At 69.7% G+C, this 16,238-nt stretch carries 17 protein-coding genes; 8 read left to right on the top strand and 9 right to left on the bottom strand.

Annotation, left to right across the window (positions count from 1 at the left end):
- Window positions 1-3: 3 nt before the first annotated feature.
- Genes nagB through ACFYTS_RS28485 form a run of 5 tightly spaced genes read right to left on the bottom strand, consistent with a single transcriptional unit; the run spans window position 4 to window position 5,131 of the window.
- Window positions 4-786, bottom strand: coding sequence for a glucosamine-6-phosphate deaminase (gene nagB / locus ACFYTS_RS28505; protein ID WP_357287625.1), 783 nt, complete (start codon window positions 784-786; stop codon window positions 4-6).
- Window positions 774-1,940: an N-acetylglucosamine-6-phosphate deacetylase gene (locus ACFYTS_RS28500; protein ID WP_387308509.1), complete on the bottom strand. Its 1,167-nt coding sequence runs from the start codon at window positions 1,938-1,940 to the stop codon at window positions 774-776. Before ACFYTS_RS28500 ends, nagB begins: the two co-directional genes overlap by 13 nt.
- Window positions 1,937-3,592, bottom strand: coding sequence for a phosphoenolpyruvate--protein phosphotransferase (ptsP, locus tag ACFYTS_RS28495; protein WP_387308507.1), 1,656 nt, complete (start codon window positions 3,590-3,592; stop codon window positions 1,937-1,939). The genes ACFYTS_RS28500 and ptsP overlap by 4 nt, the downstream gene beginning before the upstream one ends.
- The gene (locus ACFYTS_RS28490; protein WP_357287631.1) at window positions 3,582-3,845 is read right to left on the bottom strand and encodes an HPr family phosphocarrier protein; all 264 of its coding nucleotides are present in this window, start codon (window positions 3,843-3,845) and stop codon (window positions 3,582-3,584) included. Before ACFYTS_RS28490 ends, ptsP begins: the two co-directional genes overlap by 11 nt.
- On the bottom strand, window positions 3,842-5,131 hold the full coding sequence (locus ACFYTS_RS28485; RefSeq protein ID WP_357287633.1) for a PTS transporter subunit EIIC: 1,290 nt from the start codon (window positions 5,129-5,131) through the stop codon (window positions 3,842-3,844). Before ACFYTS_RS28485 ends, ACFYTS_RS28490 begins: the two co-directional genes overlap by 4 nt.
- Window positions 5,132-5,254: 123 nt before the next feature.
- Between ACFYTS_RS28485 and ACFYTS_RS28480 the strand changes: the two genes are divergently transcribed.
- Both ACFYTS_RS28480 and ACFYTS_RS28475 read left to right on the top strand, forming a co-directional pair.
- Entirely contained in the window at window positions 5,255-5,485 is a 231-nt protein-coding gene (locus ACFYTS_RS28480) for a PTS glucose/sucrose transporter subunit IIB (RefSeq protein ID WP_357199242.1), read from the top strand.
- 5 nt (window positions 5,486-5,490) lie between these two features.
- Window positions 5,491-5,940: a PTS glucose transporter subunit IIA gene (locus ACFYTS_RS28475; protein WP_357287635.1), complete on the top strand. Its 450-nt coding sequence runs from the start codon at window positions 5,491-5,493 to the stop codon at window positions 5,938-5,940.
- A 67-nt stretch (window positions 5,941-6,007) separates the two neighbouring features.
- On the opposite strand, the gene ACFYTS_RS28470 is transcribed toward ACFYTS_RS28475, so the two are convergent.
- Both ACFYTS_RS28470 and ACFYTS_RS28465 read right to left on the bottom strand, forming a co-directional pair.
- The gene (locus tag ACFYTS_RS28470; protein WP_357287637.1) at window positions 6,008-6,763 is read right to left on the bottom strand and encodes a GntR family transcriptional regulator; all 756 of its coding nucleotides are present in this window, start codon (window positions 6,761-6,763) and stop codon (window positions 6,008-6,010) included.
- Complete coding sequence (locus ACFYTS_RS28465) at window positions 6,760-7,110, bottom strand: hypothetical protein (RefSeq protein WP_357287639.1); 351 nt, start codon at window positions 7,108-7,110, stop codon at window positions 6,760-6,762. The genes ACFYTS_RS28470 and ACFYTS_RS28465 overlap by 4 nt, the downstream gene beginning before the upstream one ends.
- A gap of 108 nt (window positions 7,111-7,218) precedes the next feature.
- Here ACFYTS_RS28465 and ACFYTS_RS28460 point away from each other — a divergent pair, with 108 nt between their 5' ends.
- A complete protein-coding gene (locus ACFYTS_RS28460; RefSeq protein ID WP_357287642.1) occupies window positions 7,219-8,184 on the top strand; it encodes a quinone oxidoreductase in 966 nt (321 codons plus the stop codon).
- Between the two features lie 8 nt (window positions 8,185-8,192).
- Here ACFYTS_RS28460 and ACFYTS_RS28455 read toward each other — a convergent pair whose 3' ends face one another.
- The gene (locus tag ACFYTS_RS28455; RefSeq protein ID WP_387308503.1) at window positions 8,193-8,798 is read right to left on the bottom strand and encodes a TetR/AcrR family transcriptional regulator; all 606 of its coding nucleotides are present in this window, start codon (window positions 8,796-8,798) and stop codon (window positions 8,193-8,195) included.
- A gap of 83 nt (window positions 8,799-8,881) precedes the next feature.
- On the opposite strand from ACFYTS_RS28455, the gene ACFYTS_RS28450 reads away from it, so the two are divergent.
- Entirely contained in the window at window positions 8,882-10,348 is a 1,467-nt protein-coding gene (locus tag ACFYTS_RS28450; RefSeq protein WP_387308501.1) for an FAD-dependent monooxygenase, read from the top strand.
- Between the two features lie 212 nt (window positions 10,349-10,560).
- Entirely contained in the window at window positions 10,561-11,964 is a 1,404-nt protein-coding gene (locus ACFYTS_RS28445) for a hypothetical protein (RefSeq protein WP_357287650.1), read from the top strand.
- Window positions 11,965-12,051: 87 nt separating this feature from the next.
- Here ACFYTS_RS28445 and ACFYTS_RS28440 read toward each other — a convergent pair whose 3' ends face one another.
- Window positions 12,052-13,062, bottom strand: coding sequence for an AraC family transcriptional regulator (locus ACFYTS_RS28440; protein WP_357287653.1), 1,011 nt, complete (start codon window positions 13,060-13,062; stop codon window positions 12,052-12,054).
- A 117-nt stretch (window positions 13,063-13,179) separates the two neighbouring features.
- On the opposite strand from ACFYTS_RS28440, the gene ACFYTS_RS28435 reads away from it, so the two are divergent.
- Genes ACFYTS_RS28435 through ACFYTS_RS28425 form a run of 3 tightly spaced genes read left to right on the top strand, consistent with a single transcriptional unit; the run spans window position 13,180 to window position 16,184 of the window.
- Window positions 13,180-14,154, top strand: a complete 975-nt coding sequence (locus ACFYTS_RS28435; RefSeq protein WP_387308498.1) for a quinone oxidoreductase family protein — start codon at window positions 13,180-13,182, stop codon at window positions 14,152-14,154.
- A 36-nt stretch (window positions 14,155-14,190) separates the two neighbouring features.
- A complete protein-coding gene (locus ACFYTS_RS28430) occupies window positions 14,191-15,084 on the top strand; it encodes a TauD/TfdA dioxygenase family protein (RefSeq protein WP_387308496.1) in 894 nt (297 codons plus the stop codon).
- 47 nt (window positions 15,085-15,131) lie between these two features.
- Complete coding sequence (locus ACFYTS_RS28425) at window positions 15,132-16,184, top strand: 3-keto-5-aminohexanoate cleavage protein (RefSeq protein ID WP_357287660.1); 1,053 nt, start codon at window positions 15,132-15,134, stop codon at window positions 16,182-16,184.
- Window positions 16,185-16,238 lie beyond the last annotated feature (54 nt).

The following is a 16,238-nucleotide window of genomic DNA, read 5'->3' as shown; positions in this document are numbered from 1 at the left end:
CGGTCAGAAACTCTGCCAGGAAGGCTTGTTCGCGACCGCGAAACGGTAGTAGTCGACGGCCTTCAGGTTCGCCGCGGCGGCCGGGTCGACGATGACCGTGACGTGCGGGTGCATCTGCAGGATCGAGGCGGGGCAGAACGCCGAGACCGGGCCCTCCACGGCGGTCGCGACCGCCTCGGCCTTGCCGTCGCCGGTGGCGATCATCAGCAGATGGCCTGCGTCGCTGATGGTTCCGAGGCCCTGGGTGAGCACGTGGGTGGGCACCTGCGCGAGGTCGTCGTCGAAGAAGCGGGCATTGTCCTCGCGGGTCTTCGGCGTCAGGGTCTTCACGCGGGTCCGCGAGCGCAGCGAGGAGCCGGGCTCGTTGAAGCCCAGGTGGCCATTGGCGCCGATGCCCAGGATCTGCACCGAGATCGGGCCGTTCGCGGCGATGGCGCGCTCGTAATCGGCCGCGGCGGCGGGGATGTCGGCGGCATTGCCGTCGGGGCTGTGCACGTCGGCGTCCGCGAAGTCGACGTGGGCGGTGAATTCGTCGCGGATGAACTGACGGTAGGACTGGGGGTGCCCCGGCGGCAGGCCGATGTACTCGTCGAGCAGGAACGCCTGCACCCCGGCGAAACTCAGCCCTTCCTCCCGGTGCTGCCGGATCAGCTCCCGATACGCGCCCAAAGGCGAGGACCCCGTGGCCAGACCGATGGCGCGGGCTCCGCGGCGGACGTGGTCGGCCATGATGCGGCCGGCCAGGACACCGGCCTCGGCGGCGTTGTCGGTGATCACGAGTTCCATATCGCTCCGTTCTTGTACACGCTCACGGGATCCAGGAAGTGGTCGGTGACCAGCAGGTCGGCGCGCATCCCCACCGACAGCGCGCCGAGGTCACCGGCCAGGCCGAGCAGCCGGGCGGGGGTGGCGCAGGCGGCGGTCACGGCCGCGGTCAGGTCGACACCGGCCTGGAAGACGGTGCGGCGCAGGACATCCGACGCGGTGGCGGTGCCACCGGCGATGGGTCCCTCGCCGTTCGGGTCGTAGATGCGGGAGACGCCGTCCTTCACGACGACATCCAGACTGCCCAGCTGGTAGCGGCCGTCGGGCTGGCCCGCGGCGGCCATCGCATCGGTGATGAGGGCCAGATTGTCGGGGCCGATGGTGTCGAAGACCATGCGCACGACCCCGTCGGCCAGATGCACGCCGTCGCCGATCACCTCGGCCACCACATCCCCACGCCCGGCGGCGGCCATGGCGGCGGTGAGGAAGTTGGCGTCGCGGTGCGCCAGCTCGGGCATGGCATTGAACAGGTGGGTGATCGACACCCGCCGCCCGCGTCGCAGCGCGTGCACCGACCGCGCGTAGTCGGCGACGGTGTGTCCCAGGGAGAGAATCACATTCGCGTCGGCGAGCACGCTGGCCACCTGGTCGAAGTTCGCGGTTTCCGGGGCCACGGTCACCGACAGGATGCGCCCGCCCGCGTAGTCCAGCAGCCGCTCCAGCAAAGCCGGATCACCGGGCAGGATCCGGTCCGGATCGTGGGCCCCGCGCCGGTGCTGGCTGATGAACGGGCCCTCCAGGTGGATACCGGCCAGCAGGCCCGCGTCCACGGCGGTGCCGAGCACATCGATGCGGTCGCGCAGTTCGGCTTCGGTGGCCGACACCAGCGAGGCGACCAGGGTGGTGGTGCCGCGCCCACGGTGATAGCGGGCGGCGGCGGCCACACCCTCGGCATCGGTCTCGGGGAAGCCGAATCCGCCGCCACCGTGGCAGTGCACGTCGATCAACCCCGGCAGGATGATCGGCGACTCCTCGTTCGTCTCCGGCAGCTGAGAGTCGAATTCCGCTGCCGGACCGACATAGTCGAGAAACGGGCCGTCGAACGACACCACCCCGTCGGCGAGCTCGCCCACCTCGGTGAGTGTGACGACCCGGCCCCGCAGGGTGGTCCTCACGTATCCGCCCCCAGGGCGGCTCGCGCGGCCGATAAGGCGTCCGCGGCGGTGCGGGCCGACACCACCGCCGCCGCGGCGGCTTCACACTGGGCCCGGGTCACCGAGGCGAGCCGGGCGCGCACCCCGGCGAGGGAGCGGGGCGCCATGGACAGCGTCTCCACCCCGAGACCCACCAGCACACAAGCGAAGTCGGGATTGGACGCGGACTCCCCGCAGACCCCGACTTTCACGCCCTGCTTCGCGGCCCCGGACACCGCCAGAGCGATGGTCGCGGCCAGCGCGGGCTGCCACGGATCGTGCAGCGCCGCCACCGCCGAGGACATCCGGTCCGCGCCGAACAGGTACTGCGACAGGTCGTTGGTCCCGAGGGAGAAGAACTCCACCTCCGCCCCGAGCTGCTCGGAACGCAGTGCGGCGGCGGGGATCTCGATCATGATGCCGGGCGTCTCGAGCCCGGCCTCGCGGGCGCGGGCGGCGAAGTAGGCCGCCTCCTCCACGGTGGCGACCATGGGCGCCATGACCTTGACCGGGGTCCCGGTCGCCTTGACCGCGGCGTCGATCGCGGTCAGCTGGCCGAGCAGCGTCCCCTCATCGACGCTGCTCAATCGCAGTCCGCGCACACCCAGCGCCGGGTTCTCCTCGGCCGGCAGGTCGAGGTACGGCAGCGGCTTGTCCGAGCCCGCGTCGAGGGTGCGGACAATGACCGGCCGGTCGCCCAGGACCCGGAAGATCTCCGTGTATCGCTCGGTCTGCTCGGCCACGGTCGGCGCGGACTTCCGGTCCAGGAACAGGAATTCGGTCCGGAACAGGCCGACGCCCTCGGCCCCCAGTTCGACGGCGAGCCGCGCATCGGCGGCGGAGCCGACATTGGCGAGCAGGGGCACCGCGTGGCCGTCGGACGTGCGCCCCGGACCGGTCGGCGCGTCCGCCTGACGCGCCCGAAAAGCCGCGACTTCCCGGCGACGGGCCGCGTTCGGTTCGAGCTCCACGACACCGGAGGTCCCGTCCAGCACGATCTCCGTGCCCTCGGCGATCCCGGCCGCCTCCGGCGCGGCCACCACGGCCGGAATGCCCAGGGCCTTGGCCAGAATCGCGGTGTGCGAGGTGGGCCCGCCCGCCACGGTGAGCAGGCCGATCACCCGCTCGGGATCGAGCGTCGCGGTGTCCGCGGGCGCGAGATCCTGGGCGGCGAGAATGAAAGGCGTTGCGCTGTCGGGGATTCCTGGCGGATCCACGCCCAGCAGTTCCGCGACCACCCGCTGCCCCACGTCACGCAGGTCCGAGGCCCGTTCGGCCATCATCCCGCCGAGCGCGGTGAGCTGTTCCCCGAAGTGCGCGACCGCCCGGGTGACGGAGTGCGCGGTCGGCGTCCCGCCCCGGATCTCGGCGCGCACCTGGTCCAGCAGGGCCGGGTCGGCGGCCAGCGCGGAGGTCATGAACAGGATGTCGGCCGCCGGCCCGGCGGCCTCGAGCGCCTGCGCGGAGTACCGGCCCGCGACGGTCTCGAAAGCGGTTTCCGCGCGCGCGATCTCGGCTTCGACGTCGCTCCCGGGTGCGTCGTCCGGACCGGTGACGGGCGCGGCGGCCAGCCACTTCACCGATCCGATCGCGATCCCGGGGGCGGCGGCGACGCCGCGCACCTCACGCGTCAAGATCTGTCTCCAGCATCACGACCAGCTTATCGAGGGCCGCCTCGGCCCCGTCCTCGGCGTGCAGGGTGACGGTGTCGCCCTGTTCGGCGCCGAGGGTCATGATCTGCAGCAATGAGTTGGCGGCGACGGGTTCCTTGCCCTCCTTCGAGATCTTCACGGGCACACCGGCCTCCCCGGCGGCCTTGGCGAACAGGGCAGCGGGCCGAGCATGCAGTCCGGTCTTCGAGGCGATGACGGCGGTTCGGGTGATCATGCTGCGATGTTCTCCTTCTCGATTTCGGACTCGTCCGGTTCCCGGCCGGGTGTCGGCAGGTTCCAGCGCTTGATGATGAAGCTGAAGGTGAGGTAGTACAGCGCCGCGTACCCGAGTCCGATCGGGATCAGCAGCAGCGGGTGCGTGGCCTTGCCGAAGTTCAGCAGGTAGTCGATGGCGCCGGCCGAGAAGGTGAAGCCGTCGTGGATGCCCAGCGCGTTGGTCAGCGCCAGCGAGGATCCGGTGAAGAGGGCGTGGATCAGCAGCAGCGGCCACGCCACGAAGATGAACGAGAACTCCAGTGGCTCGGTGATTCCGGTGAGGAACGCGGTCAGACCGGTGGACAGCATGATGCCGCCGATCATCTTGCGGTGCTCCGGGCGCGCATGCCGCCAGATGGCGATGGCCGCGGCGGGCAGGCCGAACATCATGATCGGGAAGAAGCCGGTCATGAAGGTGCCCGCGGACGGGTCGCCGGCCAGGAAGCGCGGGATGTCGCCGTGGGCGCCGTTGTAGTCGCCGATCACGAACCACACCACCGAGTTGATGATGTGGTGCAGGCCCAGCGGCAGCAGCATGCGGTTGGCGAAGCCGAACACGCCGCCACCGGCGACCGAGTGGTCGGCGACGGTGGTGCCCAGCCAGGTGAGCGCGGCATTGAAGGCGGGGTAGATGAACGACATGAGCACGCCGATGACGACCGCGGCGCACGCGGTGAGGATGGGCACCAGGCGGCGGCCGGAGAAGAAGCCGAGGTAGTCGGGCAGCTGGGTGCGGTGGAAGCGGGACCACAGCGAGGCCGCGGTCAAACCCATGACGATGCCGCCGAGAACGCCGAAGTTCACCAGTTGCGAGGCCTTGGCGGTGGCCATGTCGGCCACGACGGGGCAATCCCAGTGCGCCGCACGGAACAACCAACCCAGCACCGGACCACAGCTACCATCCAGCACTACCGGTGACATGGCCTTGAGGACGCCGGTGAAGGCAAGGTATCCGACCACCGCGGCCAGCGCTGTGGACCCGTCGGACTTCTTCGCCCAGCCGATGGCGATACCCACCGCGAACAGCAGTGGAAGGTTGTCGATCAGGGTCCCGCCCGCGCCCGCGAGCACCGCGGCGACCGAGTGGAGGGGCGAGAATCGGCCGAGCATGTCGTCCTGCCCCAGCCTCAACAACAGGCCTGCGGCGGGTAGCGTGGCAATCGGCAGCATCAAGCTACGGCCGAGCTTCTGCAGTCCGGATAAATCGAGCTTCTTACGAGAGCTCTCGGCGGCGGCGTCGGCCATGGCGGGTCCTCAGTTTGTGAATGGTGTCACGCGCACTGCCTACGATCAGCTAGCGTCACTGGTTATAACCAGACATATACTGGTTATAACCAGCTTTGTCTACTCGACACGCACGGAGGAAATATGTCGAAAGTGGATCAAATCGTCGCGGGCCTGGGTGGCGCCGACAATATCGTCGAGGTGGAGGGCTGTATCACCCGCTTGCGCGTGGAGGTCAAGGACGCGGGCAAGGTCGACGACAAGGCGCTCAAGGCCGCCGGCGCGCACGGCGTGGTGAAGATGGGCGACGCGGTGCAGGTCGTCGTCGGACCCACCGCCGACGCGCTCGCCGAAGACATCAACGACATGATCTGACGGCCATGAGCACCGAGATTCTCGCGCCGCTCGACGGCCGCTCCATGCCCCTGTCCGAGGTTCCCGATCCGGTCTTCTCCGCGGAGATGGTGGGCGCGGGCGCGGCCATCGAACCCCCCGACACCGATACCGCGACCACCGTGGTCGCCCCGGTCGCCGGATCGATCGTGAAGCTGCATCCGCACGCGGCGGTCATCGTGACCGCCGACGGCACCGGCGTGCTGCTGCACGTCGGCATCGATACCGTCGGCAAGCCGGATCTGTTCGAGGTCAAGGCCGCCGAGGGCGATCGGGTCGAAGTCGGCGATCCACTGATCACCTTCTCCCCCAACGCGGTTCGCCGCCTGGGTCTGAGCGCCGCGGTGCCGGTGGTGGTCATGGACAGCACCCCCGGTTCGGCCCGCGGGGTCGTCGCCGGTGAGATCGCCACGGGCGCGGTCCTTTTCACCATCTGATCCCGCGACGACAAGAGCCGCTGTCCCGGATGGGACAGCGGCTCAGTCGTTTCCAGGCGTCGGGTCGCTAGGCGTCCTCGGCCGAGACGGTCATGTACACCTGGTAGCGGTCGGCCCGGTACCAGGACTGCGCGTGCTCGACGGCCCGATCACGCGAGTACGAGATGCGGTCGAAAGCCAGGAGCGGGGAACCGGTTTCGGTGCCCAGCCAGCCCGCGTGCCGTTCGTCGGCGGCCACCGCGCGCACGCTCTGCTCGGCCCGGTCGATCGGGCAGTCGTACTCCCGCGACAGCAGCGCGTACAGCGACTGCGTCAGTTCGTGGTCCAGCAGATCCGGCAGCAGATCGACGCGGTACCAGCCGTCGTCGATCGACATGGGCAGGCCGTCGGCCAGCCGCAGCCGGACCAGGTGATACGCCTTGGTGTTCGCCGCCAGCCCCAGCGCGCTCGCCGAGGCGGCGGGCGGCACCGCGTAATCGGTGTGCAGCACCACGGTGCCGGGGGTGCGGCCCAGGCGGCGCATGTCGTCGGTGAACGACGCCATGTGCAGCCGTGATCGGGCCACCCGTTCGGCCACGAAGGTGCCCTTGCCGGGGACGCGGGTGATGACGCCCTCGGATTCGAGCTGGCCCAGCACCTCGCGCACGGTCATGCGGCTGACGCGGTAGTCGTCGCAGAGCTGGCGTTCGCTGGGCAGCATCTCACCGGGACGCAGGGTGGCGCACAGGGTGGTGAGGGCCGACCGCAACTGCGCCTGTTTGGTCACCCGACCCGGCACCTCGTTCCGGTCCTTTCCGCCCCCGCCGGCTGCGGGCGCGGTCATTTCTCGTTGCGCGCCTTGGGGAATCGCTTCTGACGCGCGACCCAGCCCGCCATCCTGGCCCAGTGCCCCTTCGCGGGGGTCACCTTGGAGATCAGCTCGCGGTCCCATTCGTCGGCCTCGGTCAGGCCGTCGATGGTCTCGACGAGGGACTTGGCGGACTCCAGCGAGCCGACGACCCGGTCGCCCAGCACGCCGTCGGCGCCGACGAGGGTGACACGGACGCCGATGCGGCCGATGGGCTGCAGCACCGCGGTCGCCGAACCGCCGTGCTCGGCGACGAATCCCTTGACGGAATCCACGACGGACGGCGACAGCTTCTCGGGTGCCGGGGCGGCGGTAGCGCTCATGTGTCGCAGTTTACCCACCGGTAAATCAGCGTCCATGGACCGCCGTGCATCTCACACTCGGCGTGCCGCCGCACACACCGATTCCGCGCCGGTGTCAGACTGGTCGGCATGCGCGCCATCCAGGTTTCCGAGCACGGCGGTCCCGAGGTCCTGCGGCTGGTGGAGGTGCCCGACCCGCAGGCGGGTCCGGGGCAGCTGCTGGTGCGGACGCAGGCCATCGGAATCAACTTCATCGACACCTACATTCGGACCGGCCGCTACCCGCAGCCGGTGCCCTACATCCCGGGCGCCGAGGGCAGCGGCGTGGTGGAGGCGATCGGGGACGGCGTCACCGACTTTCGCGTCGGGGACCGGGTGGCGTGGGCGGCCGCGCCGGGCAGTTACGCCGAACGGGTGGTCGTGCCTGCGGCCGTGGCGATTCCGGTGCCCGACGGGGTGGACGCGCCGGTGGCGGCGTCGGCGCTGTTGCAGGGCATGACCGCGCACTACCTGATCGAGTCGATCTACCGGCCCGAGCCGGGCGAGACGGTGCTCGTGCACGCGGGCGCGGGCGGGGTCGGATTGATCCTGACCCAGCTGCTGAGCGCGCGCGGGGTGCGGGTGATCACCACGGTGTCGACCGACGACAAGGAGAAGCTGTCGCGCGAGGCCGGGGCCGCCGAAGTGTTGCGCTACGACGGCGACGTCGCCGCGCGCGCCCGCGAACTCACCGGCGGGGAGGGCGTGGCCGCGGCCTACGACGGGGTCGGCGCGTCCACCTTCGAATCCAGCCTGGCCGCGACGCGGATCCGGGGCATGGTGGCGCTGTTCGGCGGGGCGAGCGGGCCGGTGCCGCCGTTCGATCTGCAGCGGCTCAACCCGCTGGGCTCACTGTTCGTGACCCGGCCGACACTGGTGCACTACACCCGCGATCGGGCCGAATTGCTGTGGCGGGCAGGCGACATCATGAACGCCATCGCCGAGGGGACGCTGCGGGTGCGGGTGGGCGGCAGCTATCCGCTCGCCGACGCCGAGCAGGCGCACCGGGACCTGGAGGGTCGCCGGACCACGGGCTCGATCGTGCTGGTGCCCTGAGGTTTTCGTCAGTCCAGATCGCGGCCGGTGAGGCCGCGGTAGACGAATCGGGTGAGGGCGTCCACGGCCTGCTCGTCGGTGAGCGCCAGGCCGCCCTCCTCGACCGCCTGCAGCAGGCCCGTCGCCGAGGCGAACATCATGGACAGGCTCGCGTCGTCGGAGCCGGGTAGGCGCGGGCCCGACGGGCCGAAGCCGTCGAGATGGTCGGCCACCTCGTCGCGCTGTTCGGTCGCGAAACGTGTTGCGATGTGGGCGAAGTCGTCGTTGACCAAGGCGGCCTGCTGGACAGCGCGCAGCACCGGCCAGTTCTTGCGGGCGAAGGCCCAGTAGCTCGCGATGTGGTAGCGCACCGAGGCCGGATCGGTGAAGTCGGCGATGTGCGCGGGATCGGCGGCGGAGATGTCGCTCTCGTCGGCCAGGTCCTTCAACAGCGCCTGGAGCAGTTCTTCCTTGCTCGCGAAGTGGTTGTAGAACGAGCCCGCGGCGCGATCGGCCGCGGCGGTGATGTCGGTGATCTTCGTGTTCAGATAGCCGCGCTCGGCGAACAGCCGCCGGGCGGCGGCTTTGAGCGCCTGCTCGGTCTCGGCCGACCTCTCACTGCGGCGTGCTGCCACGATCCACCTCCTTGACAGCGGAAGGTACCACCCAGAATACTGAATTCACGTTCAGTGAATTTGTATTCAGTATTGGAGTTGCCATGAATCCGCAGGTCATCATTGCGGGAGCCGGGCCGACCGGACTCACCCTCGCCATCGATCTGGCGCGGCGCGGAGTCGCGGTGCGCATCGTGGACCGCGCCGCGGAGTTCTTCGCCGGATCGCGCGGGGACGGACTGCAGCCGCGCACCCTCGAGGTCTTCGACGATCTCGGCGTACTCGACGCGGTGCTCGCCCAGGGCGCGCCGCAGGCCCCGCTGCTGGTTCACCTGGACGGGGAGTTCGTGATGGAGCGACGGATGAGCGCCTGGCGCGAGCCCAGCGCCGATGTGCCACACCCGAATCCGTGGGTGCTCGCCCAGGCCGACACCGAGCGGGTGCTGCGCGAGCGGCTGGCGGAGTTCGGGGTGCGAGTCGAATCCGGCACGGCGCTGGCCGATTTCAGCGCCGACGCGGACGGGGTGACGGTGACGATGGAGCACGACGGCGTGACCGAGCAGGTGCGGGCCGGATACCTGGTGGGCGCGGACGGCGGGCGCAGCACCGTGCGCAAGGCGCTCGGGATCGCGTTCGAGGGCGTCACCGACGAGTCGATTCGCCTGCTGCTCGGGGATGTGTGCGCGGACACGCTCGATCATTCGGTGGGCTACTGGTTCGCCGATTCCGACTCCCCCATGGACGGAATCGCGTTGATGCCCTTGCCCGGCGGGCGGAAATTCCAGTTCGCGACCGGACTCGACGCCGACTCCGGAACCGGCCTGGAGGTGTTGCAGGAGTATGTGACGCGCCGGTCGCGCCGCGACGACATCGTGCTCAGCGACCTGAGCTGGTCGACGGTGTGGCGGCCGAATGTCCGTCTGGCGCAGCGCTATCGGTCCGGGCGGGTGTTCCTGGCCGGGGACGCGGCGCACGTGCATCCGCCGACCGGCGGGCAGGGGCTCAATACCGGCGTTCAGGACGCCTACAACCTGGGCTGGAAACTCGCCGCCGCGCTGCGTGATCCAGGGGCCGCGACCGACGCCCTGCTCGACAGCTACGAGACCGAGCGGCGGGCGGTGGCCGCACGGGTGCTGGGCCTGAGTTCCGAGCTGCTCGACAAGACCGTGAAGGGCGATCCGGACGCCATGGATCGCGAGGGCACCCATCAGCTCGACATCAGTTATCGGGACGCTCAGGACAATTCGCCCGCAGTGCGTCCAGGGGACCGCGCACCGGACGCACCACTGATCGACGCGAACGGCAAGACCGTCCGATTGTTCGACTTGTTCCGCGGTCCGCACGCCACCCTGCTGGTGTTCGGGCAGGACACGACCGGCGATCCGGCCCGCTCCCCGGTGACCGATCTGCGGACCGTGCGCCTGGTCGGAACCGAAACCGCGCTGGTCGAGGGCGAATTCAGCGATGCCGAGGGGCACGCGCGCCGCGCCTACGGCGCCGCCGACGGCACCTGGATGATCGTCCGCCCCGACGGCCATCTCGGCGCCGTCGCCACCGTTACCGCGCGGTAGCTCACGCGTCCCGGGTTCCCTGCCCCGAGCTGTGCAACCCCTGGGAACCCGGGAGCCGCGTGAACCGTGCAGAATGATCATGCTGCCGCGCAAGACGATTCGCCCGGACCGAACATTTTCGGCCACGCGAAGGAGTCGCGACCCCGTAAGGTGGTCGCGGCGAGGGTTCGGGCGGCCGGCAGGTAGAGGCGCATCGGTCAGAGGTGGTCTGGATGTTGGTGAAGGTCCGTAACGACGACCCGTCGCGGCTGTCGAGCACCGAGCGCACCGTGGTGAACTGGCTCAAATCCTGGAGCGGGCCACACGCCGTGCCCGGTATCGCCGTGGTGCAGTGCCAGGACGCCGACGTGGTGGTGTGGACGCCGCAGACCTGTGTGGTGGTCGGTGTGCACGGATTCACCGAGCGGGTCACCGGGACGCTGTCGTGCGCGCAGGACGAGCCGTGGACCGTGGACGGGGAGCCCGCGCCGATCGACGGCGACGGCGATCCGCTCGACGGGGTGCACCGCCAGACCATGGACCTGGCCGAGCAATTGCGTTCGGCCCCCGGCCGGGAGGCGGTGCCGGTCAGCGGGCTGGTGCTGCTGGTTCCGCAGCTGGGCAGCCGGGTCAAGCTGGAAAAGGGCGATCTGCCAACGGGTATAGACGTACTCATCGGTGATGGGCCGTCTTCCCTGCGCGCCTATTTCACCTCCCTCGCCGAGGGCGCGCCCGCGTCGTGGGACGCCGCGCAGGTCGGGCAGGCGCTGGGCGCGCTCGGGTTCGCCGCCGCCGCAACGTATTCGGACCTGGTGTCGGAGGGCTTCCCCGTGCCGGACTCCGCGCGCGACGCACCGCTGCCGTTCGCGAACCGGCCCACCGAGGTGATGGTTCCCTCGGTGCCGCCGGCCGCTTCGACCCCCGAGGAGAGCAGACCCCCGCTGTCCAGGCGAGAGCCGGGCGCGACCGGGCACGGCAGCGCCGAATCGCGTAGCGGCGCCTCGGGCACGCCCCGGCCGGGCGATCGCCCTGTGGCGCAGCAGGAATCGGCCGCTGGGCGCGGTCCCGGTGTCGGCGCCGCCATCGCGGGCGCGACCTCCGCCACCGCCGCCGAGCGGGCCTACCGCGCACTGGCGGGCACCTCCGAACCCCCGCAGGGACCCGGCCGCACCCCGCCGCCCCCGACGCCCGTTCCGGGCGCGGCCCAGGCCGGACCACCGCCGGGACCGCCACCGGCCGGGCAGCCGCCGGCGCCGCCGCAGCCCCGGCCGGGCATCGGCGCGGGCCCCCGAACCCGGCCCGAGCCCGCCCAGTCCGGTCCCCCGCAGTGGTCGGTGCCGACCGCTCAGCAGGAGCGCGACCGGTTCCCCCTCTGGAACGAGCCGCAGCCGAGCGGGGACGGCCGCAAGCGCCGTCGCGACCTGCCGATCCTCGGCGGGCTGCTGCTGGCGTTGATCATCCTGCTGATCGCCGTCGCCTGCGTGGGCCGGGACACTCCGACGAAATCGCCGAACAAGCAACCGCAGCCGTCACATTCGACGGTGGTCGATGCGCCCACCTCGGGACACTCGACCGATCCGACATTGCCGCACACGACCATCCCCGCGGCCTGCTTCCCGCTGCGTCCCTGCCCCTGAGCCCGGCCGGTGCCAGATCAGGGCGCCGGACGAATTTCAGGCCGGACGCGGCGCCGATGACCAGCGCCCAGGTGGCACCGCATCGGATCACTCGGTGGATATTCCCGCGGCGGCACGCCATTGGGTCGGGGTGCGGCCGTGGCGGTTGCGGAACCAGCGGGTGAAGTTGCCGGGGGTGGAGAAGGCGAGCAGTTCGGCGATCTCGGTGAGCGTGTGGCGGCGGTTGGCGACCAGGTGCCGGGCGAGTTCGGCGCGGATGTCGTCGAGCAGGGTGGTGAAGGTGTGTCCTTCTGCGGCGAGATGGCGATGGATCGTGCGGCGGTCGACGCCGAGGCTGCGCGCGATCTGATCGACAGAGCAGCGGCCGGTGGGCAGCAGCAGTTCGATGAGTTCCCTGACGCGGTCGAGGGTGGTCGTGGTGTGGGTGTCCGGGGTCGAGTCGAGCAGCTGCTGAGCGTACGTCCGTAGCTGCGGATCGGACATGGCGTTCGGCGAGTCGAGATCGGTCGCGTAGGTGAGGATCCCGTTGAAATCGGCATCGAACACGATGTTCGAGCCGAGCACTCGGTAGTGCGTGCGGCGATCGCGGGGCGCGGGGTGGCTGAAACGGACTTCCAGTGGCTGCCAATCGGTTCCGAGGAAACCGCGCAACAGTCCGTGTAGGACGCCCACGGCCAGTTCGATGGCCTGCCGGGTGCCGCCGGGCCCGCCCAGATCGAGGGCGAGGCGGATCGTGGCGATGGCGTTGTGCTCGGTCAGCCGGGTGTGCAGGGCCTCGTTGTACATGTTCTCGTGGCGCGAAAGGACCCGCAGCGCGCCGCGGACATCGGGTTCGTCGCGGATCACCAGGCTCAGTGGACCGAGATTGGCGAAACGGCGGCGCTCGGCCAAGCGCAGACCGAAATCCTCGTGCCCGCTGGCGAACGCAGAGCGTTCGAGCAGATCGGCGATGGCGGCGGCGGGCACCCAGCGGTCCTGCAGGCTCAAGCTCGCCGGATCCAGGCCGGCCGCGCGCATCGACGCGATCGAGTCCAGGCCCAGCGACCGACCCAGTTCGACGTAACTGTGCAGCGCTGCGTAGCGGGCCAGCGGCCTCAACGCACCTCCCGATGATGTCCCGAGGTGATCAGAATTCTGTCCCGTCAGGATAAGCATCATGCCTTCGTCCGCCCTACTGTGGGTTCCATCACAGCGACCGTGAAGAGGAGATTTGTTGTGGCACAAGCTGTTCGCTTCTACGAGACCGGCGGCCCGGAGGTGTTGCGCTGGGAAGAGGTCGAGGTGGGAACGCCCGGGCCCGGCGAGGTGCGCATCCGCCACGAGGCGGTGGGACTGAACTTCGCGGACACCTATTTTCGCAGCGGTTTGTACCCGGCGGCCCTGCCGGCGGGCATGGGTGTCGAGGGCGCCGGTGTGATCGAGGCCGTCGGCCCCGGCGTCGACGGATTCGCGCCCGGCGATCGGGTCACCTACACCGGCAGCCCCCTGGGCGCCTACAGCACCGAGCGGGTGATGCCCGCCGAGCACCTGATCGCGCTGCCGGACGAGATCGGCTTCGATGTGGCCGCATCGATGACCATGCGCGGACTGACCACGGCCTACCTGCTGCGCCGCATCCATCCCCTGCGCGCCGGGGACACGGTGCTGTTGCACGCGGCCGCGGGCGGAGTCGGATCGATCTTCACGCAGTGGGCGAAGTTGCTGGGGCTCACGGTGATCGGAACGGTGTCGAGCGAGGAGAAGGCCGAGGTCGCCCGCGCGAACGGCTGCGATCACGTGCTGCTGCACACCCACGAGGACATCGCCGCCCGGGTCCGGGAGCTCACCGGTGGCGCGGGCGTGCCGGTGGTGTACGACAGCATCGGCAAGGCCACCTTCGACGCGTCACTGGATTCCCTGGCACGGCGCGGGCTGCTGGTGTGCTTCGGCACCGCCTCCGGCCCGGTGCCGCCGATCGACCCCATGCGTCTGGCGGTCAAGGGCTCGCTGTTCGTCACCCGTCCCGCACTAGCCGATTACATCGCCGATCCCATCGAGCGGGCCGAACTGGCCGGTGAGCTCTTCGCCCATGTCGCGGCCGGACGCATCCGCATCGAGATCAATCAGCGCTACGAGCTGTCCGACGCGGCGCGCGCGCACCGCGACCTGGAAGCCGGACGCAGCGTCGGCTCCTCGGTCCTCACTGTCTGATCACCCGGCCCCAGGGCCCACCATTGGGAGGAACCCATGACAACCCTCGCCCCACTATCGGATTCGTCGACGCGCGGTTCGATCGGCGTCCAGCCGCTGACCTGCTCGATCGGCGCCGAACTCTTCGATGTCGACCTCGCGCGGGCGGCGCACGACGATGCGCTGTTCGCCCAGCTGCGCGCCCTGCTGCTGGAATACAAGGTGCTGTTCGTGCGCGATCAGGACATCAGCCGAGCCGATCATGTCGCTCTCGCACAGCGTTTCGGCGCGCTCGAGGATCACCCCGTGGCGGGCAGCGATCCCGACCATCCGGGACTGGTGCGCATCTACAAGGACCTCGACAGCCCACCCGAGCACTACGAGAACGCCTACCACTGCGACGCCACCTGGCGGGTGAACCCGCCGATGGGTGCCGTTCTGCGCTGTGTGGAGACGCCGCCGGTGGGCGGGGACACCATCTGGGTGAACATGGTCGAGGCCTATCGCCGGCTGCCTGTGGAGGTGCGCGACCGCATTCGGGGCCTGCGAGCGCGCCACAGCATCGAGGCCAGCTTCGGCGCACGCATGCCGATGGACCAGCGTCACGAACTCGCGCGGCGGTTCCCCGATGCCGAGCACCCGGTGGTGCGCACCCATCCGGAGACCGGTGAGCAGATCCTGTTCGTCAACTCCTTCACCACCCACCTGGTGAACTACCATACCGCCGAGCATGTGCGCTTCGGCGCCGACTACGCGCCCGGCGCGGCGGAGCTGCTGCACTATCTGATGCGGCAGGCCACCATTCCCGAATACCAGGTGCGCTGGCGGTGGACGAAGAACAGCTTCGCCATCTGGGACAACCGCTCCACCCAGCATTACGCGGTCCAGGACTACTGGCCGGCGGTCCGGAAGATGGAACGTGCCGGGATCATCGGCGACGCTCCCTTCTGAATTCTTCTCTCTCCCAACCTTGTTCGATTTCCGATCGGAGTATTTCCATGCATTTCCACGATGATTCGCTGTTCCCGGAGAACCAGGAGAAACTGGTCATCACCGTTGCGCCCTACGGCCCGGAATGGGAACTCGACGACTTCCGCGAAGATCTGCCGCTGACCATGGACGAGCACGTGCAGGCCGCGGTGGACTGCTACGAGGCCGGGGCCACCGTGCTGCACATCCACGTCCGCGAACTTGACGGCAAGGGCTCCAAGCGGCTGTCGAAATTCAACGAACTGCTCGGCCGGCTGCGCGAGGCGGTCCCGGAGATGATCCTGCAGGTCGGCGGCTCCATCTCCTTCGCGCCGGAAGGCGAAGGCGCGGACGCGAAGTGGCTGTCCGACGATGCCCGCCATCTGCTCGCCGAACTGGATCCGGCACCCGATCAGGTCACCATCGCAATCAACACCAGCCAGATGAACATCGTCGAACTGATGACCGACGACGACATCGCCGGTACCTCCTTCACGCGCCCCGAGGTATACGACGCCTACCGGGAGATGGTGGTCCCGGCCGGTCCGGCCTGGGTGGAGGAGCACCTGAAGCGGTTGCAGGCCAAGGGTATTCAGCCGCACTTCCAGCTCTCCAGCATCCCGCAGCTGGAGACGGTGGAGCGATTGATCCGCCGCGGCGTCTACACCGGCCCGCTGATGCTGACCTGGGTCGCGATCGGCGGCGGCTTCGACGGACCCAACCCCTACAACATGACGGAGTTCATCCGCCGCGTGCCCGACGGCGCCGTGCTGACCCTCGAGACGCTCATGCGCAGCTGCCTGCCGGTCAACACCATGGCCATCGCGATGGGCCTGCACGCCCGCTGCGGCAACGAGGACACGCTCTGGGGCCGCAGAGGCCAGAAGATGACCTCGGTGCAGCAGGTCGAGCAGCTGGTCCGCATCGCCGGCGAACTCGGCCGCGAGGTCGCCACCGGCAAGGAAGCCCGTCAGATCTACAAGCTCGATGAGCGCTACAGCGACGCCGACGAGACCCTGGCGAAGATCGGATTCGCCCCCAATCGCAGGCCCGGCCAGGTCGGATTCACTCACCACGCCTGACCGATTCGGGCTCGGGCGGACGATCGCGCCGCCGCCCGAGCCGGGGCGCACTCC

The sequence above is a fragment of the Nocardia sp. NPDC004151 genome, from assembly GCF_042874235.1.
In the GTDB taxonomy this organism is placed as follows: domain Bacteria; phylum Actinomycetota; class Actinomycetes; order Mycobacteriales; family Mycobacteriaceae; genus Nocardia.
Note: the sequence above shows the minus strand (reverse complement) of the source record. Positions and strands in the feature narration are given on the sequence as shown.

Coding starts and splice junctions, on each gene's coding strand:
- nagB (WP_357287625.1), bottom strand. CDS start 786: ATGGAACTCGTGATCACCGACAACGCCGCCGAGGCCGGTGTCCTGGCC.
- ACFYTS_RS28490 (WP_357287631.1), bottom strand. CDS start 3,845: ATGATCACCCGAACCGCCGTCATCGCCTCGAAGACCGGACTGCATGCT.
- ACFYTS_RS28485 (WP_357287633.1), bottom strand. CDS start 5,131: ATGGCCGACGCCGCCGCCGAGAGCTCTCGTAAGAAGCTCGATTTATCC.
- ACFYTS_RS28480 (WP_357199242.1), top strand. CDS start 5,255: ATGTCGAAAGTGGATCAAATCGTCGCGGGCCTGGGTGGCGCCGACAAT.
- ACFYTS_RS28475 (WP_357287635.1), top strand. CDS start 5,491: ATGAGCACCGAGATTCTCGCGCCGCTCGACGGCCGCTCCATGCCCCTG.
- ACFYTS_RS28470 (WP_357287637.1), bottom strand. CDS start 6,763: ATGACCGCGCCCGCAGCCGGCGGGGGCGGAAAGGACCGGAACGAGGTG.
- ACFYTS_RS28465 (WP_357287639.1), bottom strand. CDS start 7,110: ATGAGCGCTACCGCCGCCCCGGCACCCGAGAAGCTGTCGCCGTCCGTC.
- ACFYTS_RS28460 (WP_357287642.1), top strand. CDS start 7,219: ATGCGCGCCATCCAGGTTTCCGAGCACGGCGGTCCCGAGGTCCTGCGG.
- ACFYTS_RS28450 (WP_387308501.1), top strand. CDS start 8,882: ATGAATCCGCAGGTCATCATTGCGGGAGCCGGGCCGACCGGACTCACC.
- ACFYTS_RS28445 (WP_357287650.1), top strand. CDS start 10,561: ATGTTGGTGAAGGTCCGTAACGACGACCCGTCGCGGCTGTCGAGCACC.
- ACFYTS_RS28430 (WP_387308496.1), top strand. CDS start 14,191: ATGACAACCCTCGCCCCACTATCGGATTCGTCGACGCGCGGTTCGATC.
- ACFYTS_RS28425 (WP_357287660.1), top strand. CDS start 15,132: ATGCATTTCCACGATGATTCGCTGTTCCCGGAGAACCAGGAGAAACTG.